Raw genomic sequence first — 24,138 nt, forward strand, 5'->3', positions numbered from 1 at the left:
AAAGTTAGAGGAGATCGAGAGGAGAGGTTGATCAGCCAAATCCGGCTACAATTACGTTACATGGCGATCGAGGAAATGTCGACGACCGATACGTTCCCGGTCGTGCTCCTGTGTGAAATCGCGCAGGTCTCACGGGCCGCCTACTATAAATGGTTGAAGCGTACCGTCTCGGTACGCGAGGAGGAGAACCTGAGCCTACTAGAGGACATCCGCCTCCTCTACGACCAGGTGAACGGGACCTACGGCTATCGACGGATCACCATGACGGTCAACCGGAGACGACGCCAGCATGGCCTGCCGGCATACAACGAGAAGCGTATCTATCGTCTCATGCGTATCCATGAGATCCGTTCGGTCATCCGCCAGAAGCGAAAACGGTACAAAAAGTCATCCCCGCAGCATGTGGCCGAGAACATGATGAACCGAGAATTCAGCGCGTCCCGACCGGACGAGAAGTGGTGCACCGACGTCACCGAGTTCAAATATGGCGCCGGAAGGAAGGCATATCTGAGCGCAATCATCGACCTCTATGACGGCTCGATCGTCGCCTATCGCATCGGGAAATCCAACAACAACGCGCTCGTATTCCAGACGATGATCCCAGCCATCGCGGGGCTCCGTTCAGGAGCGAGTCCGATGATCCATAGCGACCGAGGGTTCCAATATACCTCGAGAGGGTTCAAACGCATGGTAGAAGACGCGGGGCTGACCCACAGCATGTCCCGGGTCGGACGTTGTCTCGACAACGCCCCGATCGAGGGTTTTTGGGGTACCCTGAAAGTCGAGATGTACTACCTGCGTGAGTTCCAGGCCTACAGCGAACTCACATCGGCCATCGAGACCTACATATCGTTCTACAACCATGATCGTCTCCAGAAACGACTGAACGGCTTGAGCCCTGTAGAATACAGGTCTCAAGCCGCATAGTCCGGTTTTCATTATTTGCCCTGTCTACTTGACGGGGAGCAGTTCAATTGTACCGTGGTCCTGTTGATTTTATTTCATATAGCTATTACTTAACTCACGTTATCGTCAAGGAGTCGCCTCTCGAATTCTCTGGTTTGAATGGCGTGAAGACAGGCTATAAAAACCAGCATGTGGAGCAAAGTGAATGGGGATGGAGTATCGATCCGAAAGGTTTACGCTATTCCTTAAATTACTTGTATGATCGATATCAGTTACCACTTATGATTGTTGAAAACGGTCTTGGGGCCGTTGACACGCTCACGCCGGACAAGAAAGTACATGATGACTATCGTATCGCCTATCTTCGGAGTCATATCGAAGAAATGAAAAAAGCAGTCGCGATTGACGGGGTTCCGTTACTTGGCTATATGGCATGGGGTCCAATCGATCTGATTGCAGCCAGTACGGGAGAAATGAAGAAACGGTATGGGTTCATCTATGTAGACTTGGACGACGAAGGGAACGGGACCCTAGAACGGATTAAAAAAGATTCGTTCTACTGGTATAAAAAAGTCATAGCTTCAAATGGAGATGATCTGACTTGAATTAAGACGGAGGTATGGAATGATTCGTATCAAAAAAGTATTAAATTCAAGTGTCGTGATTGTCGAGGACAAATCAAAGCTTGAGTACATTTTAATTGGAAAAGGAATTGGTTTCGGGCAGAAAATCGGAAATGTTGTCGCTCCACCTGAAGCCTCCCAAATGTTCATACCCGCTGACGATGTCCGTATTAAAGAGTTCATAGGACTGGTGACTGAAATTCCTCCTGAATTCGTCGAGTTCACTCGAGAAATCGTTGCATATGCTGAGGAAAAGCTAGCTACAAAGCTCAATGCCGGTATCTTTTTAACACTGACAGACCACCTTCACTTTGCGGTAAAACGTTATTATAAAGGTATTACTATCAGCAACCGAGTATTTTGGGAAATTCGAAACTATTATCCACAGGAATTCAAGATTGGAAGTTATGCGGTTAATCTCATCAATGAACGATTTAAAATCGAACTGCCTATTAAAGAGGCAGCCAATATTGCTTTTCATATTATCAACGCGCAAGGAGAAAGAGAAGAAACACGTGATGGCATGCGCTACGCCAAGATGATTGGGAGTATTGTGAACCTTATTCGATATGCTTACAATATTGAAACCGATGAAGAAGATATTCATTATTCATGATTCATCACACATGTGAAATATTTCGCTGAACGCTTTTATGCTGGAAAAATATTGAATGAAGAATCCGATCAACTATTTGAACAGATTGCGAACATCTACCCAAAGGCCATGAATGGTTCATTCAAAGTACGGGACTACCTTAAACAGTTGCACGGTGTGACAATTCCTAATGAGGAACTAGCTTATCTAGCCGTTCATATTCATCGACTGACAACTAATATGGATTTGAATAAACAATAACTTTCTTAATTACCTGGTTCTTTTTGACGAAGACCAGGTTTTATCTATACTGAACAAAAAAATATCCATTTTTTATAATCGAGCAGCTATAGGCCGCATGACATATGTGTGTTTTTCACCACTGATTCGATTTCTTTAGATCGGCGTGACGGGCTCCTTTAATAACTTTTTCAGAAAAGATAAAAGGAAAGAACAACTTTGCTCTTTCCTACAATTTCAGTCAAGTGTTAATAATTATTTATACATCGCACGTCTTCATGCTTAGTTTTGGGATGACAGGGCTTCTGCGGTTCGGATTCCACTACAATCCAACGCCCTCGGCTGAATTGAATCCAAAGGACGATCGCCTTAAAGACGATGTCTAGACCGATGGCGATCCACACTCCTGCAATGCCCATCTGCATCTGAATCGCCAATACATATACTGCCCCAGTCCGGATCACCCACATACCGATCGTGGTCAGATACATTGGAAACTTCGTATTGTTCGCTCCTTGGAATCCACCGGTCAATACAAGGACGACTGCTAGGAAAGGCTGGAAGACCGCTGCTATTTTTAACGCGACATCGATGTCTTTGATGACTTGGGGATCGTCGGTGAAAAGTGAACCTGCCCATCCTCCGAAGAAGAATAAGACGACCCCGAATAAGGACATGAAGCCCATCGCCATGAACGTGCTCAATCTGGCATATTCTTTGGCGGTCTCGTGGTCTCCCGCTCCGATGTTGCGACCGACGAGAATGGTTGCTGCTGTCGCGAAACCATATGCCAACATATAAGAGAACACCTCTAGATTCCCTGCAATTTGATGCGCGGCGAAGGTGTTCGTCCCGAGTACCACGATGAATCCGAAATACACGATCTGTCCGGCTCTCATGACCAATCGCTCGATAGCCGCCGGGCTTCCAAGGTTCACGAGCTCCAACTGGTGCTCGAGATCCGGTCTCCAGAAATCTTTCTTGAAGGCGATCACTTCCGTCTTACGAATATAGTTCATCAATAAGAGCGTCCCGACGAGCCGGGCGATGACGGTCGCGAGTGCCGCTCCGACGAGACCAAGTTCGGGGATGATCCAAAAACCGAAAATCAACATATAGTCGAGCACAATATTGACGACATTGATGACGATGCTCACCTTCATCGGTGATTTTGTATCTCCCGCACCTCGTAAGATACTACTGAGCACAAACATCAATGCCATCACGATCGATGGGATCCCGACAATTTTGAAGTAGGTGCTACCAGCTTCTAAAACGTCATTCTCCACCCCCATCAACCGCAGGAGAGGCTCAGCGAAAAATAGCGTCACGACCCCAAAGGTCACCCCGACCACGACAGATAGGACGATGGCCTGCTGCGCGATATGTCTCGCGCGCTCGATTCGTTCTGAGCCTAAGTTATTGGCGACATAAACGTTTACTGCCACACCGATTGCCATAAAGACAGCAAAGTAGATGGCGAGGATGGCATTCGTCACTCCTACCGCTGACACTTCTGCTAGGCCGATTCTTGAGACGAACAGCGTATCGACAAATCCGAGCAACGTTTGGAAAAAATTCTCGGCAACCGCTGGTAACGCGAGTAGAAGGATGAATTTCATCTTGGTTTTCCGATCACCATGAGTGTCCAGCCGCTCACTTTCTATCATCTGAGTCCTCTCCTTCGAAAATTATGCTTACAACGATTACAGGAAAGCGACCCAACGAGGAACCATGGGTCGCTCATGGTCAATCTGAGACACGAATGACGAAAGGATAGGTGTGCACAGTCCCACGGAACTGGAATTCGGCCCAGACCTTGTATAGGCCAGGTTTATGGAAGACCGTCTCAAATTCCGTCGTATCATGAGAAGAAGGATGCACATGGATAAACTGTTCTCCGGCTTCATCCAAGATGACGACATGACCGAGTGCTCCAAGGTACGGCTCCGGGTTACTTTCTTTGGTGTCATAGCTGAAGACAGTCGGGACATGCGCTTTTAAAGAGTCGATCGACAGCTCGACGGTATGACCTTCGATCGTCTTCGTCAGACGCTCATCTACTTTAAGTGACGATTCGATAGAGGAAGAGGACTGACGACCAACCTTTAAGTGAACCGGCTTCACTTGATATGCCAGTCCCTTAGGCTGAATATCCACGAAGAGTTTATACGACCCTGCCTCAAGTTGGACGGGTTGCTCGAATCGACCCTCACCCTTTTTAAACGGATGGAGGTGTCGGTACTCAGTTAGGTCTTCGTTCACGAGAATCAAATGGAATTCCTTTTCATGGCTGACTTCGAGTTCCGGGGCTTGCTGATGTTGATCCTTTAACTCGATACTGATTTTCCCGAATTCATATTTGGCTTCTACAGACACTTCATTTCCCGTCAAGTTCTTCATATGATGATGTCCATGGTCTTTCACGTTTAACACTCCTTTGTGTAGTCCTTGATCGCACCGTCACTCGACCTCCATTACTTGCAGCAAGAACAACCGATTTTAACGGTCGCCTCCGTTACCTCGTAGCCAGTCTCTTGAATTGCGGTTTCAATCTCAGAAAGTGTGAGTTGGCTTTCATCGAACGTCACGTCCACCTCTCCCGCCGAAAGATTGACCTTCACTGATTCAATACCCGCTAACTTTCCAACGTGTCCTTCAATCTTATTGATACAAGATCCACAAGACATACCCGCTACCTGAAATGTTGATTTTTTCATTATATGTTCCTCCTGATTATTTAATTACCATACATGGGTAGGGTGTAAAAGTATCGATTTTTTTACACCCTCGCCACCTTATGTTCGTGTCCCTCATTGCGCGACACGCTTTCAACAGGTTCTGAGAGTGAGCTATCGTTGCTTATCGTAGCAATGTTAGAATCTCTTCTTTGTTGTTCTCGAAGCCAACAAAGTACTTCACTACTCTTCTTTTTCTGAGCATCCCTTTTTTGTAGAAGACAAACAGTGGTACGATTCGATTCCCTGATATCGCTACCATTTCTTGTTCAAGGTCAAGGTTCACACCCACATCTTTGTTCACATAAGAGACTGAGATTGTTTTTAAGTATTTTTTGGCATCCTGACAATCTGAACACGTCGGACGCGTGTAAAGTTCGAGCTGTAGATCTCTATCCATCCCAATTCCTCCTTTTATTTGATCATCGAAGGCTTGAATCGTTTCAAACGGAGTGCGTTCACCAGGACCGAGACTGAGCTTAAACTCATGGCCGCTCCAGCAAGTATCGGGTTCAATAAGGGCCCACCAAGTAGATAAACAATCCCCATCGCAAACGGGATACCCATGACATTATAGGCAAATGCCCAAAACAGGTTCTGTTTAATATTGCGGATGGTTGACTTGCTCAATTCGACAGCTGTAGGTACATCCATCAAATCGCTTCGCATCAAGACGATGTCTGCAGATTCGATCGCAACGTCAGTACCCGAACCGATCGCGATTCCGATGTCTGCTTGGGCCAAGGCTGGTGCGTCATTGATTCCATCACCGACCATTGCGACCTTCTTCCCTTCGGCCTGTAACTTCTTCACTTCGTTCGCTTTATCTTCAGGTAACACTTCACTCAGTACCCGATCGATCCCGACCTGTCTCGCAATCGCCATGGCCGTACCTTTGTTGTCTCCGGTGATCATGGCTACTTCGATACCCATTCGTTGAAGTTTCTGAATGGCTTTACGACTGTTTTCTTTGACGGTGTCTGCGACAGCGATGATCCCTGCGATTTGTTGGTCAATCGCGATATACATCGGCGTCTTGCCTTGGTGTGCGAGTTTGTCTGAAGCGCCTTCAAGGACATCCAGTGAGATGCCGCGGTCTTTCATCAATTTTCTGTTTCCGGCAAGCAAGACTTTTCCGTCGATCAGTACTTCGATCCCGTGCCCTGGGATGGCTTCAAAACGATCGATATCCATGACACGCATCATTCTGTCCTCTGCCGCTCTTACGATTGCTTCGCCCAATGGATGTTCAGACCCTTTTTCAGCGGAAGCGGTCAAGCGTAACAACTCATCTTCTTGATGTCCATTCACTGTCACGATATCTGTCACTTTCGGTTTTCCTTCAGTGATCGTCCCTGTCTTGTCGAACACGATCGTCTGGACTTTATGGGTCGTCTCCAAGGCGCCGCCACTCTTGATCAACACACCATTCTCAGCACCTTTGCCCGTACCCACCATGATTGCTGTTGGTGTGGCCAAACCTAGTGCACAAGGGCAGGCGATGACCAGTACTGAAATCGTGATCGTCAAGGCGAAGAGGCCGGTCTGACCGCCTAAATACCATGCAATTCCTGAAAGGATCGCGACGACGATGACAATCGGTACAAAGTATCCGGAGATGATATCGGCCAGTTTTGCGATAGGAGCTCGAGAGCCCTGTGCATCCTCGACCAATTTGATGATTTGAGATAGCGCTGTATCCTTACCGACTTTCGTGGCTCGGTATTGGATGATCCCGTTCTTGTTGATGCTGGCACCGATGACTTGAGCACCCACATTTTTTTCAACAGGGATACTTTCACCGGTCAGCATGGATTCGTCTACAGACGTATTACCTGATAGAACCACGCCATCCACCGGAATCTTCTCACCAGGCTTTACGATAATCGTGTCGCCGACGATGACTTCGTCGATTGATACTTCTAACTCTTGTCCGTTGCGGACGACCTTTGCCGTCTTAGGTGCCAGTCCCATCAATTTTTCAATCGCTTCGGATGTTTTACCCATCGACCGGACTTCAAGATATTTACCTAATGTGATCAGCGTGAGAATGACTGCGGCTGTCTCATAGTAGAGGCTATTCACGTATCCCTCATAACCTGAGAGGATAGCCATGGTGGCACCGACGCTATAGAAGAAGGCTGCGCTCGTCCCTAGGGCGACAAGTGAATCCATATTCGGATGCCCTCGGAACAATGTCTTAAATCCTACGGAGAAGAATTTCCATCCGAACAACATCACTGGGATGGTCATCATGAGCTGCAAGACAGCGAACAATTCTGGGTTCATCGTTGGATGCAATGCCATCGGTAGGGGTAGGCCGATCATATGCCCCATCGCCACATAGAGTAATGGAATCGTGAAAATCGCCGATCCTACAAATCGGTTCCACATCGATTGAATTTTTTTCAGTTTCTTTTCTTTCTCTGTATCTTGGCCATCCGTTGATTCTTGATCTTCTCTTGCCTCATATCCGACGTTTGCCACCACTCGGACGACATCTGATACAGTCACCAGCTGAGGATCATATCGAATGACTAATTTTTCTGTCGCCAGGTTCACATTCGACTCAGTCACACCCACCATTTTCCTCGTGGCCTTCTCAATCGTCTGCACACACGAGGCACAAGTCATCCCTGTGATGACAAATGATCTTTGCTCGGTCTCGGTTGAGGCCTTGTAGCCAGCCTTCTCGACGGTCGTCTGAATATCCAGCGGCGAGATTTTCGTCTCATCGTAATGAATGCTCAATTTCCCAGTCGCTAGGTTGACGTTGGAGGTCACTACGCCAGGCAATTTTTTTGTTGCTTTTTCAACTGTCTGAACGCAGGACGCACAGGTCATCCCTTCCACGGCAAATGTCTTACTCTCCATATCGTCTTACCTCCATTATTATTTGGCTGATTCGACTTCGTAACCGACCTCGCCCACAACTTCTTTAAATTCATTCACATCTAGTCGTGTTTCATCGTACTTCACTTTTGCAATGCCTTTCTTTAAGTTGACTTTCGCACTTTCAACCCCATTCAGACCTTCAAGTGCTGACTCGACTTTGTTGACACAATGAGCGCATGACATACCTTTAATCGTTAAAATCGTTTTTTTCATCTTGAATCTCCTCCTATTCACTACATTCATGACATCATTTCAAACTCAATGTCTGGATCCACAGGAATGGTCCTGACATCTGCATTGACCCGGGGTACAGGTGCATGGAATGTCCTCCACCGCTTCACTTTCCTTCATCTCAAGGATTTTTTTGAGATTCTCGATATCCTGTACACTCAGTTTCGCCTGTGTGATCATCGTTCCGATTGTGTTACCGACATCCCTGTCACAGATATGATCGAGTAGATCGTGTAACGTCTCTCTGATGACGTCACCTTCAACGACGTTCGCGGAGTAGATGAATTTCTTCCCCTCGGCCTCGGTTGAGAGCATCCCTTTTTTCACGAGCCTTCCAATGAATGTCTTCGTCGTCGCAGGCTTCCAGCTCATCTTCTTTTCCAATACCTCGATGATTTCTTTACTGGTCACGTGCTTTTGGGCCCAAACGACACGCATGACTTCCCATTCTGAATCCGTGATTTGTTTTTCGACATGTTCAGTCATTTGTCTAACCTCCAAATTTTAAGTTTACAATCGTAAACGTTTTATTTGATTTCAGTTTACAATCGTAAACGTCGTCTGTCAACCATTATGTTTTTGGGTTCGCTATTCAGTCTTGATAGGCTATATTCTTGTCTAGAAAACGCATCTGGATATCCTTCAGCAACGCTTTCAAATAGTAGTGCGAGCTGACGGCATCCCGGGCACCAATCGGCGGTGAACTTTAAGACTACAGGCTGCGTAGAGTGATTAACCATTTGCAAATCAGATAATTGAAATTTCGAAAGCATTTTTTCTCCTCTCTTTTCGTTTACGTTTGTAATCGATTTAAGTTTACAACTGTAAACTTTATTTCTCAATCTATATATTCGTGTCCATTTTGTATGTTTCTTTAAGCTTATTGTTTCTCTCAAAACACTAATTCGATTCGTACTTAGTTGGGTCGTATTTATTTTGAACTCATACAGCTTTAAATTGTTAACTACTGTCATCTCTTATATGATGTAATAAAACAAAGTAGGAATTGTCTTAAGCGTTTTGTTGCTTAGTCGCTAGGATTAAATAGATGATTCGACTACTAGCTTACTATTGAGACATTCTCATAAGTAAAAAGTGTAGGAAGGTATACATTTCGACGTCGAAATGTATACCTTCCTACACCACAAAGTGCCAGTTTATGAGTGACTCTTTTTTATAACAACTTGTATTTATATGATTTAAATATAGGAACTACATATGCTGTATACAAAATAATAACCAAATGAGGGATTAGAATTGGAATCAAACGAGACCAAGGTGACGTCATTCCGCGTGTCACAAGAAGTGAAAGAACATATTCAGCGTTTAATGGAGCAACGTCAAATATCAACCAACCAATTATTCGAGCAATTAATATCATTGGCCGATAAACAGTCACCGGACCCCTTAGTCGTCAAGGAGAACGAATCACTCGAAGCAGCACTGAATCAAGTGCTTGCCCTGTTCAATGAACGAGCCACTCGACTAGAAACGCAACAAAAAGAACATGAGCGAATCAACGCGCGATATAAAAATACCATTCATGACCTTGAACAAAGCGTAATTGCAGAAGCTGAACGACTCCAAGAGGAGTATGAGCGAAAGGTGTCGTCACATGAAATTGCACTCACTCAATTACAAAATCAAATCAACCAACTAATCGCTGAAAAGAGAATCGTTGAAGACGCATTGGAAACAGAACGTGTGTCTAACAAAGAAGAACTAAAAGAGCAGAAAAAAACAGTTTTTCATCTAGAAGGAGACATGAAAAAGCTAGAAGATGAACGTAGCCAGCTCTACCGGCAAAATCAAAGTCTTATGGACGCTGTCGACGACTTAAAAGCTCGTACACGCCGTCTTGACCAGCTTGAAGAAGAGAACCAGAAACTGCACTTAGAAGTCCAGCTCCTCCGTCGAGAGAAAGAGACATTCGAGAACCGGTTACAGGAACAGGTCGAGCTCGCGGTCCTGCGTGAGCGGAGCACCCAACAAAATAAACAATGATACGAAAAGGGTACTAGATTGAGTCAACCAGTGACTGAATCTAGTACCCTTATGTTTATTACAAACAAAGTATTTAACGGTTTGAAGAAATCGTCTGCTACATGTTCAATGACTTGACCAAAGATGCTTCATTCACACGTAGAATCATAACCTCATGAGAGTATAAAGAATGACTCCGCTTGGTCCAATTAAGATTTCACCTGCAATCCACGCACCTTGAATCGATTACGCTTTTCTTCTAATTTCACTTTCATATCTACCGAGAACGTATTTTCAGGAGTGTTGTAGGCACGCCGTGCTGCCATACTAAGCATTTTTGCCACATCCTCTGCCCGGTCGTCCTGTAAATCATGCAGTGAAGATCGAACATACTGGCGAGCCATTTCTCGGTCACGTAGCGATTCAGGGACCGAGAAATGACGACTTAATGCCAGGGCCAATTGAGCCGTCTCTAAGCGATAGCTTGTCCCGCCTGCCTGCATACGATTCAGTTCATCCGCTAGCTCGCTTTGCAGAAGTACATGATTACTGTCTGACATCGGTCACCCTCCTCTACTCTTCTTTTGATTTATTATATACCCTTTTCCTGAAAAATTCGACTCAAGTCATGCACGTTACAAAATGGATTGTCCCACGTCATGTTTGCTTTGTATTCCTCTACAAGGTCGAGAAGTTTATCTTTATCGCAAAGTGCCAATAGATTCGTTTTTTCGAGATCCTCTAGATCCTTTTGGCGAGAGGAGAAAATCTTGGTACATGCTAAAAGTTCAATGTCGGGGATATACACATCAATCGCCTCGAACAGCCCTTCAATCTTATGCCGGAATTCATTTTCCCTAAAGTCTTCACGGGGTGGGAACTGAATCACCCCTTCGACAATTTCAATTTCATATTCATGAAGCGCCTCTTTCAATTCAGGTGTCACGACGCCCTCCGTCACGCGAATATCAATATCTCGCGTCGGACGATACTGAACTGCCCCCCGTCAAGTAGACAGGGCAAATAATGAAAACCGAACTAGGCGGCTTGAGACCTGTATTCGACAGGGCTCAAGCCGTTTAGCCGTTTCTGGAAACGGTCATGGTTGTAGAACGATATGTAGGTCTCGATGGCCGATGTGAGTTCGCTATAGGCCTGAAACTCACGCAGGTAGTACATCTCGACTTTCAGGGTACCCCAAAAGCTCTCGATCGGGGCGTTGTCGATGCAACGTCCGACCCGGGACATGCTGTGGGTCAGTCCCGCGTCTTCCACCATGCGTTTGAACCCTCTCGAGGTATATTGGCGCTATGGATCATCGGACGCGCTCCTGTGCGAGCCCCGTGATGGCTGGCATCATCGTCTGGAAGACGAGAACGTTGTTGTTGGACTTTCCGATGCGATAGGCGACGATCGAGCCGTCGTACAGGTCGATGATTGCGCTCAGGTATGCCTTTTTCCCGGCACCATATTTAAACTCGGTGACGTCGGTGCACCATTTCTCGTCCGGTCGGGACGCGCTGAACTCTCGGTTCATCAGATTCTCGGCCACGTGCTGCGGCGTTGACTTCTTATGCTTCTTCCGCTTCCGGCGGATGACCGATTGGATCCCATGGATATGCATCAAGCGATAGACTCGCTTTTCATTGAACGGGGACAGTCCTTGTTGTCGGCGCAACCGGTTGATCGTCATCGTGATCCGACGGTACCCGTATGTGCCGTTCGCCTGGTCATAGAGTAGACGGATGTCCTCCAGAAGCTTCTCGTTCTCTTCTTGACGCACCGGTATGGTGCGATTCAACCATTTGTAATAGGCCGCACGTGAGATGCCAGCTGGGAAACCTGGGTCTATCAAGGATTGGCGGTTCTAATAGTGGGTTGCCCGTGTGCCTTAGTCACTTCGACGCCGATTTCGATTGTTTCCGCCATCGGTAATGCTGCCAAAAAAGGGGTCTTGATTAAAGGCGGCGTATACCTGGAAGAAATGGGCGCGCTGAAAGCTATTGCATTTGACAAAACCGGTACCCTGACCAAAGGTGTACCTGTCGTCACAGACTTTAAAATCACGAACAAGCAGGTAAACGAGAGAGAACTGCTTTCTATCGTGACGACATTGGAATATCGTTCTCAGCATCCGTTGGCCTCTGCCATCATGAAAAAAGCGGACGAGGAAAACATACCTTACACCTCTATCAGAGTTGAGGACTTCTCTTCCATCACAGGAAAAGGCATTAAAGGAACGATAGACGGCACCACCTACTTTATCGGAAGCCCGCTTCTCTTTAACGAGCTAGGTGTTGAAAGTATTGATAATAATCTGGACCAAACCGTAACGGCTCTGCAACAGCAAGGTAAGACTTCGATGATTATCGGAACGAAACAAAGCATATTGGCGGTTATCGCCGTAGCCGACGAAGTCCGGGAATCCAGCAAAGAAATCATCCGGAAACTACATGATATGGGTATTAAAAAGACAATTATGCTGACGGGTGACAACAAAGGGACAGGCAAAGCTATCGGCCAGCAAGTTGGCGTCAACGAAATCCAGGCAGAATTGATGCCAGAGGATAAATTAAATGTCATTAAACGCTTGCGAGCTGAGTACGACAATGTCGCGATGGTCGGGGACGGCGTAAATGACGCTCCGGCACTCGCTGCCTCTACTGTTGGAATTGCCATGGGTGGTGCTGGAACGGATACCGCTTTGGAAACAGCAGATGTCGCCCTGATGGGCGACGATTTGAGCAAACTACCGTTTACGATAAAATTGAGCCGAAAATCCCTAAATATTATCAAAGTGAACATCGCGTTCGCTATCAGTATCAAAGCGATTGCATTACTCTTGGTCATCCCGGGCTGGCTCACCCTATGGATAGCTATTATGTCCGATATGGGGGCAACTCTTCTGGTAGCACTGAACAGTTTAAGACTGATGAATGTCAAAGAATAAAAAAACAAAAATATTCATTTTTATATCCTCGAATTTGTACTGGGTATGATAAAAATAAATGATCTCTGTTTTTTAAGACGGCTTTAAGATGACTTCGGTATTGTTCCCGAGTCATCTTTTTAGGTTTCATTATCAGCTTTTTTATCATCAGACAGTTTTAATCGAGGCCGAACCTTATTCATTGACCGGAATATTCTCCGAAGTATGGAAAGAAAATCCGGTCGATAGGTCTACTAAACTATGACAATTAAATCTAAATATTTGAACGTTCGTTTTGGAATCATTCATTCATTCGAATACATCCTATTTTAAGAGACGAAATTTCGATAGTGTTCAAAAAAAAAACGAATGAGGGGGTTTCTAAATATACCCTCATTCGATATTCAGTTTCCTTGCACGTAGAAAAGTATTTATTGGTATCAGACGGTATGAAGTATAGAATTTTTACTCATATGTCGAACCTCAGTGTGGATTTGGTGCAAGGATGACTTATTTCTTTAGTTGTGTTTTTTTGATTCTAACTCTATTGTAGAATGTTTAATATCTAGTTTTGAAGTCACTTCTTTGACTTTTTGTTTAACAATAGTTGAATCCTTTAGATTCATCTCTTCTACTATTAAGTGTAAATTCATGGCGTTATCTTCGCCATCAATTGACCAGACATATAGGTTTTGAACAGAAATCACTTCTTCAATACCTTCAATCTTTTGCTTCACCTCATCGATGTCAATACCATCAGGGACAGCACCTAAAAGTATTTTCATTGTTTTAACTAAATTACGAAACACATTCACTAATATAAACAACGCAATAGCAATTGATAGGATGGGGTCAAGTATATGTATATCCTTGAAGAGTAAAACTATCCCTACTACAAGAACGGCAATCCAACCTAAAACATCTTCTAAAAGGTGCCAAGATAGTACTCCCTCATTTACTGATTTTCCTTTGTGTAGACGGAATGCCGCAAAACCATTTAAAAGCACACCAAAAATTGCAAACCAAATCATTCCTTGTGCATTAGAATGCTCCGGTTCAAACAGTAGAGGAATTGCTTGAGTAAAAATATATACAGATCCAATTATTAATATTGTCGCATTTATTAATGCTCCTAAAAGGGAAAAACGATTATATCCAAAAGTGAAGTTATGATCGGGTTTTTTGTTCGAAAATTTTTGTAAGAACCAGGACAGGCCCAATGCAAGAGCATCACCTAAATCGTGAATGGCGTCCGACATGATTGCAACACTATTAATCAAAAATCCCCCGATAAATTCACCAATCGAGAAAACAAGATTAATTATAAATGCTAGTTTGATATTTTTTGATGCCTTATCAGTACTCGCCATTGTTCGATCTCTCCTCACTTGGTAGTCCATCCTTAAAAAGGTTAGTTGTTAGAATAATACTGGTCTCTAGCGTTCTGCAATATAATAAATTTCTTTGCCTATTGATTGTAAACAACGCATACTTGAGAACTTAAGCGCAGTTCTTAATATTTTAATAAACAATCGAAGGACGTAATTTTTGAAAGCGAAATTAAATACATGTATCTAATTTGTTAGAACCATTTAGGCACTAATTTTATATATAAGACTTCTCCGAACAATTCGGTAACGGTCTGTAAAATGATCACTACAGCTACTTGTGTTGATAGGGGCTCTGGTAATATAGATGCTAATGGAAGAACTACAAGTGAATTCCTTGTTCCCATACTAAATGTAATTGCTCTTCTTGAAGCAATATCTAGTTTGAACAACTTACCAAGGGACTTTGACACCCATGGTATGATAAGTAGAAATAAAATATAAACTGGTATTACATCTATTAATGTCCCGAGGTCACTATACACTTCCCTAATTTGAGAGGCAACTACCACAAAAAGTACAAAAGACATAAATGGAACGGGAATCCATGGCGGCATTTTCATGATACGATTACCTAAAGAACTCTTTTTAGAACACAATTGTGTCATTATCGCTAATAGAAGCGGTATAAAAATCAAAAATAGAAATGCATCTAGAAATGGACCCATCCTAACGATACTAATAGCCTTTTCTCCTAATAATACGAATAAATATATGGGTAAGAGTATCGTCTGTAAAATTAAAAGAATCGGTGTTACTTTTAACAATATTGATTCGTTTCCCTTTCCCATCTTTGTAAAAACAATCACATAGTCGATGCACGGTGTTAACAACACCAAATACACCCCCAGCATTAGTGATGAATCTTGAAGAAATATGATAACCAAAACCTAAACTATTAAAGGAACGGCAACAAAATTTCCTAATAAAAGAGCTACCACAAACCTCATGTTTGTAGCAGATCCATTCGATTTCAGAAACGGAATTTGAACGAACATCCCATACATCAAAACTCCTAAAAGGGGAGAAATAAAAATATCGAGATATACAGCTTCTGTATTCAATAGACCAAAGATTACTGCCAACATCAAAAAAATGATGTATATACTGACTTGGTGGGCTTCCACCTTCTCTAGCACTTGAATTCCGAATTTGCTTTCCTTCTCTATCAAAATCACCCCCAAAATTTTCAGGAAATTTCAGAATGAAATAGATAACTCCACGATTTTAATTGCCAGGGCAAGAGGTTTTATATTTTTTCTTCTAGTATTTTTATTTATCCAACAGTAAAAATACCGACTGAAAGTAAATATAATTAAGGCTCATTATTTACACTTCCGAATATAGTTAGTATCTTGAATATATATCAGTCAAAAAATAAAGTGATAACCATTAAAAAAATAATTATTTTAGCCTAAAGCCACATCTAAAATCATCATGATTGTAAAGCCAAACATTAAACAAACAGAAGCCAAGTCCTTGTTTCCATTTTCTTGAGATCCTGGGACTACCTCCTCCACTACAACAAAAATCATTGCTCCTGCAGCAAAGCTTAGCGCAAACGGAAGTAAAGGCTCCATTATGAGTACTGCTACTACTCCTACCAACGCCGCGAACGGTTCAACCATACCAGATAACTGGCCATAGAAAAAACTTTTACGACGAGATAATCCATCTCGTCTCAATGGCATTGACACAGCAGCACCCTCAGGGAAATTTTGTATGCCGATTCCGATTGCCAGCGCGATAGCTCCCGTGATTGATGATGAAGGGAATCCTGCTGCAACTGCTCCAAATGCAACGCCTATGGCAAGTCCCTCTGGAATATTATGCAATGTTATTGCTAACACCAGTAACGTGCTCCGCTTTCTCTTCTTAGGGTTTATACCCTCAGCCTCATCCATCGGTGAAGTGGGATGCAGATGTGGAATCACTTTATCAACACCTGATAAAAAGAATCCTCCAAGTAAGAAACCGATTGCAGCTGGTAACCACGCCGGAAGAGAATCTTGTTCCGCCATCTCAATTGCAGGTGAGAGTAATGACCAAAAACTAGCGGCAATCATTACTCCTCCAGCAAAACCGAGCATCCCATCCATTAGCTTTTGATTCATTGATTTTGTCATAAACACTAACGCGGCACCAAGCGCCGTCATCCCCCAAGTGAATAAAGTACCCAGCAATGCTTGAGTAAGGGGTTCTAACGAAGAAATATATTCAATCATCTATCAAAACTCCGTTGCCAAAAATCGAGTTTCTATACATGCTCAAAATTAAGTAACTATTATCCAAAATCAGCATTGCTGTCTCCTCCTCTTGATTGTCAATCCTACTCAACAGGTGATTTTTTTAATGTTGATGTACTACTTCCCCTACCTTCAGTTTGCAAAGCAATTCATCGCTGTGAGGATGAGAAAGAGTTTCGAATTGAATCGTAGAGTGTTGAACGTTCAGATGTGCTAAATCGTGTTCAATTTCTTGAAGTAGATTCTCACTGTCATAGATTTGTAAATTACCATCAACGACAACATGACATGAGAGTGCATTCATTCCACTTGTGATACTCCAAAGATGAAAGTCGTGTATACTCCGTACCCCCTCCTTGTTGTGAATGACTTGAAGAACCTTTTCGACATCAACGTTTTGTGGTGCACCTTCCATTAATACGTTCAATCCGGATTTCGTCACGAAATAACCACTTCGTAAAACAAGTCCCGCTACAATGATTCCTGCGAGCGGATCTGCCCAGTTCCATCCAAATGCCATGATAAGAAGCGCTGCCAGTATTGCACCGACTGAACCCAACGTATCGCTTACAACATGTAGATAAGCACCTCGCATATTCAAATTATGTTCTACGTCTGCACCTCTTAACATAATCCATCCAACAAGAAGGTTTATAGCAAGGCCAATACTGCTAACAATTAACATTCCTACGGATGCGACCTCAGGTGGTTGAATAAATCGATTGATGGCCTCATAAAAGATATATATGGAAATCAGTATGAGTGTGACCCCGTTTAAAACAGCTGCTAGAATCTCGAAGCGTCTATATCCGAACGTTTTACGATTGTTCGCTATTTGTTCACCTAATTTAAAGGCAAGTAATGCAATAGCGAGCGAAGCCGCATCACTAAGCATGTGACCTGCGTCCGCTAAAAGTGCTAAGCTATTTGTAAGGTACCCTCCAATCGCCTCTACAACCATGTATGCCGAAATAATAAAGAATGAAATGATCAAAATCTTTTTGTTAGAGGTATGAGAATGATCATGTGCATGATTATGTGCCATAAGATTAACTCTCCTTACTATATTTAGTGGTGTTTCGCATGCTCAATCGCCTGTCTTAGTAAGTTCATGACATGGTGATCATCTTCTGAATAAAATAGAGTAGTTCCTTCTCTTCTAAACTTGACAAGTCGAAGATTTTTTAAAAAACGTAGCTGATGAGACACGTTTGATTGACTTAAGTTAAGAAGATCAGCTATTCCGTTGACCGAATGTTCCTTTGTGCATAGCAGGGTTAATATTTTAATTCTTGTCGGGTCACTAAGTGCCTTGAACGTCTGAGATACAATAAATAGAGTCTCATCGTCAATCTGCGCCCCTATTTCTATTTCATTTTCTGTAGTATCTTCAATCGGTTCATCCATAAGTCAGTACCTCCGCTCATGATAACTATACATGTTCATATGTTCATATATAACTTATTAGACTTTTGCTGTGCCGTCAACACTTAATTTAAAAAACATTTATTCTATCAGCTCTACATACTTGAAGATTTGAGATACTTTCTCTGGTTTTGCGATTATTTCTTATTTTTAGCCATACAAAAACTACCTATTAGAGAGCTAGTTAGATCTCATACTCGATAGGTAGTCACGCTTTTTCAAAAAATCAATATAGTACACTAACGTTTTAAGAAAACGTCAATTGAATTATTTACTGGGTATTGTCTAATCTATTTTCCAACTTCAAAAAGCTTTTCATGTTTTTCTAAATCAAAGCTGTTTTTTAGTAAGCATACCAATTTGATACAATTAGTTCTTCATTTTTCAAATCCAAATCAAAAACTACTGTTTGGTACTGATTCGTCCAAGAATGACTGTAATCAGAAAAAAGGCGGTCAACGCTAAAAACGGAATTGTGATAAAACCCATCCAGTCAATGTACTGTGCATTACAGGAAACTCCTTGTTCACATGGTCTGACTTCCGAAAAGCCGGGCACCTTTTGTACAAGATAGTGGTAAAAAGAGATACAGAATCCGATTATTGATAAAGGGAGAACATAAAATTTGATTGAGCTATCTTCTCTGAAAACTGCAATTGCAAGAATCAAAGCTATTGGGTACATAAAGATACGTTGAATCCAACAGAGTTCACAAGGTATAAAACCACGAATTTCGCTAAAATATAGACTTCCAAGTACTGCAGTAATTGAAACAACCCAGGCGAGGTACAGTCCATATCGGTTTATTACTGAAGCGCTCATTGGGTTAGCTCCTTTTCAATTTGTTTTTTTATAGAGGTATAGTCGAATGGATTTTCAAGGATGACCCCATTAACTGCAATCGTCGGGGTCAGTGTAACATTGTATTTTTCTACGAGCGCCGCATCCATTTTAACTGATTCTAATCTAGAAGAACGACTTGATAGGTCTTCTCTAAATTTATTTAAATCTAGAGAAGGGACAGTCTTCGTCGCAATCTCTTCCATTTTCTCCACCGTAACCCATGGATTATCGTGTATTTGCACGTCAGGTTGAGCTTCATAAATAGCTTTGTGAAATTGCCAAAATGATTCTGGGTGATTTTTGTAAACAGATTCTGATGCAAGGGCAGCTAAAGTGGACTCATCTCCGTGAAACAAAACATTAATGTAACTAAAGGAAGCTTTCCCACTTTCAATGTAATCTTTTACAAGTTGAGGATAGATTGTTTCACCCCACTCTTTACACGAAGGGCATTTATAGTCTCCGAATTCTACAATTGATATCGGCGCTTCCTTTTTACCTATTGTAGGTTGATTATTAACTGATATCTTTTCATCTTGAACAATTTTAGTCTTTGATTTTTCGGAACTTTGATCATTCCGTTTGTCAATTTAAGCTAGACAGATCGACTCCATTCAGGTGACTCAAAAATGCCTCCAACGGTGTGCGGTAATTCAGTGACTTTCTTGGGATGTTATTCCGCTTGTCGGCCACCGACGAAATGAATGTTTGATCCACCTGGTTGAAGTCCATTTCCTTTGCCAAGCCGTCTTTCCGCAGGAGCCCGTTGGAGTTTTCATTCAAGGCGCGCTGAGAAGGCGTGCCGGGATCCGCAAAGTAAATCGAGACGTCGTGCCGGTTGCACAACGGTTTCCAATTGGAGAATTCCTTGCCGCAATCAAACGTGATGGATTTGAACAGATTTCTCGGGACCCCTTGGAACCACTGGTTCAACGCAGTTTCAATATCGCAAGCCTTGCGTCCTGCAGGCTTCAGGGCGATGATGACTTTCGTCAGCCGTTCGACCAGCGTGATCACCGCACTTTTGTGGCGGGCACCCACAATGGTGTCGCCTTCGATATGCCCGAACTCTTTTTTGAACGACGGGTTGTCGGCTTCCCGTTCGGAAATATGGCGTTTGAACGCCTGTTTTCCCCGGCGTTCCTGGTGTCCATTGGGTTTCCGTTTTCCTTTCATCGGCAGCGTGGCGGCGTCAAAGACCTGATTTTTGAACATGCGATAGATGGTGCGCGCGGAACAATCGATGGCCGTTTCTGCCCGGCCGACAATGACATCCGGCGTCCAGCCCTGCGCCACCTTGTCTTGAACATAGGCCACTTGTTTCTTCGGCAGGACAATCTTCCGCCGGCCGCAGCGTTTCTTATTTTTCTTGTATTGCGTGTAGAAGTCGAGCGCTGTATGTCCTGATTTCAGGAAATTGATGACGTTGTAGATTGGCTGCCTGGAACGGTTCATCAACTTAGCAATGATCGCTACAGGTATATTTTGGCGGTGGTAGGATTCTATCATCACCAGTTCATCCGTGGTAAGATGGGTGTAGGTCATTCGTGATCACTCCTATGTTTTTCTTTGGTCGGAAAATACATTGTGAGTGTACCACGAATGGCTTTTTCAATTGTCTAGCTTAATTTTACAATCGGCGATTAATGAATGAATGATCAATTTTTGAAAACTTTTTTGTGTTAATTGAATTTAAGTAGAAAAGAGAAGAAGCTTTTGGGCTTCCTCTCTTCCGATAATATCTCATATGTTAACTATAAAAATATATTTAATTATCCAAAGTCTTCAAACCTCCGTTTGACTTTAACCTAATACAAAACTGTGCCCCCAAGGTTAAAGAAAATTCAACTTTTGGGAGGCAGCACTTTTCGTGTACGACAATTAAACACGGTGTTAAACAGCTCTATTTCTTAGTTTCAATGTCATCGCATTGATAGCCACGATAACCGTGGACACGGACATCAGAACTGCTCCTGCGGCAGGAGCCAACGTAATCCCAATGGAGGCTAGAACACCCGCCGCTATGGGAATGGCAATAAAGTTATAACCGGCTCCCCACACGAGGTTCTGTTTCATTTTACTGGTTGTTTTATTGGCCAATTCGATAAAGGATTCAATATCGCCTGGATCCGACTGAGTCAAAATCACATCAGCGGAATCGATGGCGACTTGAGTTCCGGCACCGACTGCTATCCCAACGTCTGCTATTGCAAGGGATGGTGCATCGTTGACGCCATCGCCGACCATGATAACCGTTTGTCCATTATTTTTCAGTGATTCCACTAAACCATATTTATCTTGCGGTGATTGATTGGCTCTGTATTCAATGCCCAGTTCCTCTGCTACTCCTTGGGCCGCCGTTTCATTGTCACCTGTAGCCATAATCGGTTTTATATTGTAATGCTTCAATGCCTGTATCAGCGTTCTGCTCGTTTCTTTCAATTCATCGCCTAATGCGACCGTACCGATCGGATTCCCGTCCTCAACTAGTATACTTAATGTTGCCCCTTTGGGAACATCCACCGCTACATCTCTTCCAAGTGCCTTTTGGCTGATCAATTCGTATTTGCGGCCATTGGCGTTTCCTTCTATACCCGCACCCGACACAACATCAATCGAATCAAAGTGGACAGGCTGAATCCCTTGTTTCTCAGCGTATTGGACGATTGACTGGGCGATTGGGTGGCTGGACCCGCCTTCAATCCCTGCCATTAACGCCGCGATTTCGGCTTCGGTATGTTGACCATCCAGTGTTTCCATGTTCAAAACTTTAAATTCGCCAGTAGTCAATGTACCCGTTTTATCCAGTATCATTACATCAGCCTTAGTTGCCAGCTCCAATGCTTCGCGGTCTTTCACCAACAGCCCGCGGCTTGCACCTAAACTGGTGCTTCGTGCAATAACCAGCGGAATGGCAAGGCCGAGAGCGTGTGGACATGCAATGACTAATGTCGTAACCGTAAAAAGAATAGCGGTTTGAATGTCAGCAATGTACAGCCAAACGACAAAAGCGATGAAAGCCACCGCAATGGCGATATAAAACAGCCAGCCGGCTACTTTTTGAGCAAGATTTTCAGCTCTTGAAGGTTGATCCTGCGCTTGGCTTATCAGGGTTTGAACTTGAGAAATGAACGATTGGTCGCCGGTTTCCTGTACTTCAAGATATAAGATGCCTGCACCGTTCGTGGAACCGCCGATCACTTTGTCTCCGGCTCCTTTTTCAATGGGTTTAGATTCCCCCGTCAGCAAAGCTTCATTGATCCGCGAGGTGCCTCTTTTGATGATGCCATCGGCAGGGACGTTTTCTCCGGCCTGAACCCGTACAAGGTCTCCGACTTCCAGCTCATTTACGGGACGCGTCTCGATCGAATCATCTTCCAATACCACATGTGCATCTTTCGGCACCAATTCGGCGAGCGATTTTTGCGCGTCTCCTGCTTCTCCGATAGCCTTCATTTCGATCCAGTGTCCAAGGAGCATGATCAACAGCAAGGACGCGAATTCAAAGAAGAAATCCATGATGTGATCGCCGGTTACGTAGCGTGCCAGCACGGCGTAAATGCTGTACAAATAGGAAACGGATATCCCTAATGAAATAAGGGCCATCATGCCCGGTGCTTTTTCCTTAAATTCAGCGATTGCACCTTGATAGAAGGGTTTTCCGCCATAAACCAATAAGATAGTTGCTAATACAGCGACCACAATATCCGAGTATGGAAAAGTAAATTGGAAAGGAAGCCGAACGTCCATCATCGGCGACAATAATAGAATGACAATGCCCAAGGGCAGCGACTTCAGGAAAATTTCTTTGAAATTCCCATGATGGTGATGTCCATGGTCACTATGATCGTGGCCACCATGATTGTGATGGGCATGATCATCATGAATTTTGGCAGGATTGCTGTCGTCTTGAATGCCTTCTTTCACTTGGTCTTCATGGTACGAATGCCCAACATGTTTGGAATGATCCATTTTACTGTGATCTACCTGTTCGTCTTGATGGTGGTGATGGTCTTTATCATTTTTAGCCATTCAGTGCGCCTCCTCCAAACTAGTGGTTCTTATCCTATTTTAACCCTATTTACATTCTTAACATTCACAAAGTTCTTGCCGAATATACCACGCGAGGGTATATTTCATTTAAAAGTAAAGTGTGCTGTGAAAGCACCCTTATACGACGTCATACCCTTGTTCTTCAATCGCTTTCTGAATTTCGTTTAATGATGTCTTGGCAGTATCATAGTCTACTGCCACTTCGCCTTTTTTAAGATCAACTGTCACAGATGAAATCCCTTCGAGTTCACCGACGCCCGTTTCAACCGAGTTTGCACAGTGGCCGCAGGACATACCTTGTACTTTTAATGTTTCAATCATTATTATTCCTCCTAAAGTAATATTTCCTTAAACTTAACATACCCCGATAGGGTATATCAAGTGTTTAGTATCATTTTACTTTATCGCTGTTTCCATGACTCTAATTTAGAAGTTCACAATGACCCCTCAAAAAAACCGCACCATTGATTTTAATATTTGATTACTTGTCTATAAAATGTGCAGTTTCTATGGAGTTTCGGTATTTCTGTTTAGTTTGGAAAGGAGAGGGAAATCCAGTAAATGAAGCAAAAATAAGAAATGGAGGTTTTAACATGGCTCATGAACAACATCAGGAATTGATTCGGGCATTACATGATTGTGCAGCGGAATGTAACCATTGTTTTGACGCTTGTCTGCAGGAAGACGATGTGAAGATGCTAGCACAGTGCATTCGATTAGACCGGGAATGCGCGGACATGTGTGCATTTTTGGAACATGCCATTACTCACAATTCACCGTTCGTTTCCGAACTGGCAGCCGTTTGCGCAACCATTTGCGAAGCTTGCGCAGAGGAATGTGAGAAGCACGCCGATCATCATGAACATTGCAGACGCTGTGCGGAAGCTTGCCGTAGATGTGCAGAAGCTTGCCGTAACGCCGCATAACCTTACTCAAAAAGGCCCGTCGGAAATATGAACTGCTCCCCGTCAAGTAGACAGGGCAAATAATGAAAACCAGCCTAGGCGGCTTGAGTCCTGTATTCGACAGGGCTCAAGCCGTTT

21 protein-coding genes and 6 pseudogenes are annotated in these 24,138 nt (G+C 43.6%); 6 read left to right on the forward strand and 21 right to left on the reverse strand.

Translation table 11 applies throughout. From position 1 onward, the window contains the following. The 3 genes and pseudogenes from KNP02_RS13900 to KNP02_RS13910 form a co-directional block, all read left to right on the forward strand. The coding region (locus KNP02_RS13900) for an IS3 family transposase (RefSeq protein WP_214710100.1) at positions 1 to 927 on the forward strand (927 nt) is incomplete at its 5' end. Positions 928 to 986: 59 nt separating this feature from the next. Further along, positions 987 to 1,511, forward strand: a pseudogene (locus KNP02_RS13905) (family 1 glycosylhydrolase); the annotation flags it as partial. A gap of 19 nt (positions 1,512 to 1,530) precedes the next feature. Next, a pseudogene (locus KNP02_RS13910) lies at positions 1,531 to 2,385 on the forward strand (PRD domain-containing protein). Between the two features lie 227 nt (positions 2,386 to 2,612). Here KNP02_RS13910 and KNP02_RS13915 read toward each other — a convergent pair. The 8 genes from KNP02_RS13915 to KNP02_RS15110 all read right to left on the reverse strand — a co-directional run bounded on the left by KNP02_RS13915 (position 2,613) and on the right by KNP02_RS15110 (position 9,202). Next, complete coding sequence (locus tag KNP02_RS13915) at positions 2,613 to 3,986, reverse strand: MATE family efflux transporter (protein WP_232819669.1); 1,374 nt, start codon at positions 3,984 to 3,986, stop codon at positions 2,613 to 2,615. Positions 3,987 to 4,113: 127 nt separating this feature from the next. After that, a complete protein-coding gene (locus tag KNP02_RS13920) occupies positions 4,114 to 4,767 on the reverse strand; it encodes a hypothetical protein (RefSeq protein WP_214710096.1) in 654 nt (217 codons plus the stop codon). Between the two features lie 74 nt (positions 4,768 to 4,841). Beyond that, a complete protein-coding gene (locus tag KNP02_RS13925) occupies positions 4,842 to 5,084 on the reverse strand; it encodes a heavy-metal-associated domain-containing protein (protein ID WP_051627724.1) in 243 nt (80 codons plus the stop codon). A gap of 142 nt (positions 5,085 to 5,226) precedes the next feature. Next, positions 5,227 to 5,502 (reverse strand): glutaredoxin family protein, encoded by a 276-nt coding sequence (locus KNP02_RS13930; RefSeq protein WP_029336165.1) that lies wholly within the window; start codon positions 5,500 to 5,502, stop codon positions 5,227 to 5,229. A gap of 14 nt (positions 5,503 to 5,516) precedes the next feature. Then, complete coding sequence (locus KNP02_RS13935) at positions 5,517 to 7,976, reverse strand: heavy metal translocating P-type ATPase (protein WP_214710094.1); 2,460 nt, start codon at positions 7,974 to 7,976, stop codon at positions 5,517 to 5,519. 18 nt (positions 7,977 to 7,994) lie between these two features. Beyond that, entirely contained in the window at positions 7,995 to 8,210 is a 216-nt protein-coding gene (locus KNP02_RS13940) for a heavy-metal-associated domain-containing protein (protein WP_214710092.1), read from the reverse strand. Positions 8,211 to 8,255: 45 nt separating this feature from the next. Continuing rightward, positions 8,256 to 8,714: a CopY/TcrY family copper transport repressor gene (locus KNP02_RS13945; RefSeq protein ID WP_214710090.1), complete on the reverse strand. Its 459-nt coding sequence runs from the start codon at positions 8,712 to 8,714 to the stop codon at positions 8,256 to 8,258. 56 nt (positions 8,715 to 8,770) lie between these two features. Continuing rightward, complete coding sequence (locus tag KNP02_RS15110) at positions 8,771 to 9,202, reverse strand: thioredoxin family protein (RefSeq protein ID WP_214710088.1); 432 nt, start codon at positions 9,200 to 9,202, stop codon at positions 8,771 to 8,773. Positions 9,203 to 9,485: 283 nt separating this feature from the next. Between KNP02_RS15110 and KNP02_RS13955 the strand changes: the two genes are divergently transcribed. Beyond that, entirely contained in the window at positions 9,486 to 10,232 is a 747-nt protein-coding gene (locus KNP02_RS13955) for a hypothetical protein (RefSeq protein WP_214751557.1), read from the forward strand. Between the two features lie 188 nt (positions 10,233 to 10,420). Here KNP02_RS13955 and KNP02_RS13960 read toward each other — a convergent pair whose 3' ends face one another. The 3 genes and pseudogenes from KNP02_RS13960 to KNP02_RS13970 form a co-directional block, all read right to left on the reverse strand. Continuing rightward, on the reverse strand, positions 10,421 to 10,771 hold the full coding sequence (locus tag KNP02_RS13960; protein WP_214710084.1) for a hypothetical protein: 351 nt from the start codon (positions 10,769 to 10,771) through the stop codon (positions 10,421 to 10,423). A gap of 32 nt (positions 10,772 to 10,803) precedes the next feature. Next, positions 10,804 to 11,190 (reverse strand): annotated as a pseudogene (locus KNP02_RS13965) (DUF6036 family nucleotidyltransferase); the annotation flags it as partial. A gap of 59 nt (positions 11,191 to 11,249) precedes the next feature. After that, a pseudogene (locus KNP02_RS13970) lies at positions 11,250 to 12,045 on the reverse strand (IS3 family transposase); the annotation flags it as partial. On the opposite strand from KNP02_RS13970, the pseudogene KNP02_RS13975 reads away from it, so the two are divergent. Beyond that, positions 12,037 to 13,161: pseudogene (locus KNP02_RS13975) on the forward strand (heavy metal translocating P-type ATPase); the annotation flags it as partial. The pseudogenes KNP02_RS13970 and KNP02_RS13975 overlap by 9 nt on opposite strands. Before the next feature lie 497 nt (positions 13,162 to 13,658). Here the strand turns inward: KNP02_RS13975 and KNP02_RS13980 are convergent. The 10 genes and pseudogenes from KNP02_RS13980 to copZ all read right to left on the reverse strand — a co-directional run bounded on the left by KNP02_RS13980 (position 13,659) and on the right by copZ (position 23,416). Beyond that, a complete protein-coding gene (locus KNP02_RS13980; protein ID WP_029336174.1) occupies positions 13,659 to 14,510 on the reverse strand; it encodes a cation diffusion facilitator family transporter in 852 nt (283 codons plus the stop codon). Between the two features lie 212 nt (positions 14,511 to 14,722). Continuing rightward, positions 14,723 to 15,616, reverse strand: a pseudogene (locus tag KNP02_RS13985) (arsenic resistance protein). A gap of 321 nt (positions 15,617 to 15,937) precedes the next feature. Then, positions 15,938 to 16,753, reverse strand: coding sequence for a ZIP family metal transporter (locus tag KNP02_RS13990; RefSeq protein WP_029336175.1), 816 nt, complete (start codon positions 16,751 to 16,753; stop codon positions 15,938 to 15,940). A gap of 124 nt (positions 16,754 to 16,877) precedes the next feature. After that, a complete protein-coding gene (locus tag KNP02_RS13995; protein ID WP_029336176.1) occupies positions 16,878 to 17,819 on the reverse strand; it encodes a cation diffusion facilitator family transporter in 942 nt (313 codons plus the stop codon). A gap of 23 nt (positions 17,820 to 17,842) precedes the next feature. Next, positions 17,843 to 18,181, reverse strand: a complete 339-nt coding sequence (locus KNP02_RS14000; RefSeq protein ID WP_029336177.1) for an ArsR/SmtB family transcription factor — start codon at positions 18,179 to 18,181, stop codon at positions 17,843 to 17,845. A gap of 420 nt (positions 18,182 to 18,601) precedes the next feature. Continuing rightward, on the reverse strand, positions 18,602 to 19,021 hold the full coding sequence (locus tag KNP02_RS14005) for a disulfide oxidoreductase (protein ID WP_029336179.1): 420 nt from the start codon (positions 19,019 to 19,021) through the stop codon (positions 18,602 to 18,604). Continuing rightward, positions 19,018 to 19,632: a thioredoxin domain-containing protein gene (locus KNP02_RS14010; RefSeq protein ID WP_214751560.1), complete on the reverse strand. Its 615-nt coding sequence runs from the start codon at positions 19,630 to 19,632 to the stop codon at positions 19,018 to 19,020. The genes KNP02_RS14005 and KNP02_RS14010 overlap by 4 nt, the downstream gene beginning before the upstream one ends. Beyond that, on the reverse strand, positions 19,628 to 20,587 hold the full coding sequence (locus KNP02_RS14015; RefSeq protein WP_114167461.1) for an IS30 family transposase: 960 nt from the start codon (positions 20,585 to 20,587) through the stop codon (positions 19,628 to 19,630). The genes KNP02_RS14010 and KNP02_RS14015 overlap by 5 nt, the downstream gene beginning before the upstream one ends. A gap of 348 nt (positions 20,588 to 20,935) precedes the next feature. Then, positions 20,936 to 23,074 carry a heavy metal translocating P-type ATPase gene (locus KNP02_RS14020; RefSeq protein WP_251129350.1) on the reverse strand — a complete coding sequence of 713 codons (2,139 nt, stop codon included), beginning with the start codon at positions 23,072 to 23,074 and terminating at the stop codon, positions 20,936 to 20,938. 138 nt (positions 23,075 to 23,212) lie between these two features. Beyond that, positions 23,213 to 23,416: a copper chaperone CopZ gene (gene copZ, locus KNP02_RS14025; RefSeq protein WP_029336157.1), complete on the reverse strand. Its 204-nt coding sequence runs from the start codon at positions 23,414 to 23,416 to the stop codon at positions 23,213 to 23,215. A 272-nt stretch (positions 23,417 to 23,688) separates the two neighbouring features. Here copZ and KNP02_RS14030 point away from each other — a divergent pair, with 272 nt between their 5' ends. Continuing rightward, positions 23,689 to 24,021 (forward strand): four-helix bundle copper-binding protein, encoded by a 333-nt coding sequence (locus KNP02_RS14030; RefSeq protein ID WP_084158420.1) that lies wholly within the window; start codon positions 23,689 to 23,691, stop codon positions 24,019 to 24,021. Positions 24,022 to 24,138 lie beyond the last annotated feature (117 nt).

This window comes from Exiguobacterium sp. s40 (genome assembly GCF_018617905.1).
GTDB classification, from domain to species: domain Bacteria; phylum Bacillota; class Bacilli; order Exiguobacteriales; family Exiguobacteriaceae; genus Exiguobacterium; species Exiguobacterium mexicanum_A.